Below are 2051 nucleotides of genomic sequence, written 5' to 3'. Positions count from 1 at the left end.
TTTGAAGCATTACGCGTTGGAGTTGCAGTATGACAAAAAATTATTTCATTGATGGGATAAAAGATTCCTCTATTTTTGGTGTTTCTTTTATTTTTCTCTATCTTTCCATTGGTGCGAATGCGTTTGAAAATAGCTTAAGTTTTTTTGAGAGTCTATCCACGACACTTTTTGTGTTTTCGACACCTTTGCAGTTTTTGCTTGTGCAGAGTTATTATGATGGCTATATTTTGATTCCCTTGATTCTAGCGATGAATGCACGATTTTTGCTAATGTCTGCTACACTTGCTCCCTATTTAAAGCGCACCAATCTTTTTTGGCTCTCACTCTCTAGCATTTTGATTTGCCCCTCTGTGTTTAGTGGTTGCATTTCTAAGTTTAAGCAAATGAATGAATCGCCTTTTGCTTATTTTTTAGGGCTTGGTTTGCCAATATGGCTTGTTTCGCTCATTTGCACAGGCATAGGATATAGCACAGGAGCAGCTCTTAGTTCGCCCGAGCTTAAACAAATCGTCTCTCTTGTTTTGCCTCTGCAATTTACGGGGCTTGCAGCGAAGCATTATCCGAATCTCAAAGAAGTGGGAAGTTATTTTTGGGGCTTCATTCTCGCACCCTTTATGATAGCTTTTAGCCCGAAATTTTATCTGCTGATTCTGCCTTTTGTGATAGGGTTTGCGATGCTAGTCTATGATGAAGCACAGAGGAGAAGTGCAACAAGGTGGCAAAGATGAGTTTGTTTTGGATTTTGTTAATTTTTTCGGCAGTGAGTATTTTTATTTGCAGAATCACGCCGTTTTTCTTCGCTAATCACTCCATGCTTGGCAACCAAGATGGTAGATTTTATCGCTTTTTAACTTACAGCACACAGGCGATGCTTGGGGCGATTGTGTATGCGACTGCGTTTTTTACGCGTGATATTGTGCAGCTATTGAGTGAGTTTGCGCTCATTGATGTTGTGAAAATCGCTTTGTTACTGCTTGTGTTTTTTGGCACACTTTGGACCAATCGCCTCTTAAGCGCGTTTTTGTTGGCGTTAGTGATTTTTGTAGGCTTTGTGCTTGGGGTTTCTTAAGTTTAATGCGCTTGAAGGGCGCATAAATGGATTCCACAATGGAATCTTTAAAACAATCCAAAATTCATAGATTGCCACGACAATTTTACAAATTTTCTCGCAATGACGCATATTAACATGTCATTGCGAGAGAGTGCAACGAACGAAGCAATCCAAATGAAAGAATCTCACAAGGACATAACCTTTATGGTATAATTTATCCAAACAAGCGTCAATTCATAATTCTATAAAGGCTTATTAATGATGAAAAATTATTCTATCGTTTTACTAGGTGGTAGTAATTCTGTAATGGTAAATGGCTTACAAAAAGGGCTAAGAGGAGAGAATGTAAAGCTAACGAATTTAGCTTTAGGCAGTTCTATTTCTCTGCAAAACCTTTATGAATTAAAGCGAGAGAAAAATCAAGAATTCTTGCAAGTTGCAGATTTAATTATTACAGAAAGCAATATTAATGAGATTGCAAATCATCACGGATATAGTTTCGTCCCTCTTTCAATCATTCTTGCTAGTGTCCATTGGCTTTATGAGGAATTGTATCGTTTAAAGAAAAAAGTACTCATCTTGCTTTTGCCCTATAATCCAAGCCTCTATCAGTATGCAACAGCAATTGACAATGCCCATAGGTCTTGCGCAAATCAATATGGCTTTAATTGTATAGATATGCAAGGGCATTACATTAGAGAAAATATGTTTGGATTCTATGGTGGTTTTGGAGCGCACCAAATGGCAAGATTGATGAGTTGTTTTGGACAAAATATTGTCAAAAGTATCCATTTGTTTAAAAGTCCAAAACAAAAAGTCTCTTGCAATGCAAATCCAGAATTTAGAATCTTAACACCTAGAGAAATGCAGACTTCTGCGGGGGGGGGGGGGGCTTCCCTTTTTTATTTAACAAATTCCTCTTTTTGTGTAATGGACGTGATTTGAAACTCTGTCGCTACACAATTACAGAAATCAACAAAAAAGATGCGAAACTTACCTT

General features: G+C 37.6%; 3 protein-coding genes. All 3 read left to right on the top strand.

The genetic code is table 11. The annotated features are described in order from the left end of the window. Window positions 1-29: 29 nt before the first annotated feature. Window positions 30-728, top strand: coding sequence for an AzlC family ABC transporter permease (locus tag Q1553_RS08465; protein ID WP_300706699.1), 699 nt, complete (start codon window positions 30-32; stop codon window positions 726-728). Continuing rightward, on the top strand, window positions 725-1069 hold the full coding sequence (locus tag Q1553_RS08460; RefSeq protein WP_297571717.1) for a hypothetical protein: 345 nt from the start codon (window positions 725-727) through the stop codon (window positions 1067-1069). The genes Q1553_RS08465 and Q1553_RS08460 overlap by 4 nt, the downstream gene beginning before the upstream one ends. A gap of 240 nt (window positions 1070-1309) precedes the next feature. After that, window positions 1310-1996 carry a hypothetical protein gene (locus Q1553_RS08455; RefSeq protein ID WP_300842934.1) on the top strand — a complete coding sequence of 229 codons (687 nt, stop codon included), beginning with the start codon at window positions 1310-1312 and terminating at the stop codon, window positions 1994-1996. Window positions 1997-2051: the final 55 nt, after the last annotated feature.

This window comes from Helicobacter sp. UBA3407, assembly GCF_949747025.1.
In the GTDB taxonomy this organism is placed as follows: domain Bacteria; phylum Campylobacterota; class Campylobacteria; order Campylobacterales; family Helicobacteraceae; genus Helicobacter_D; species Helicobacter_D ganmani.
This window is presented reverse-complemented; position numbering and strand designations above follow the sequence as displayed.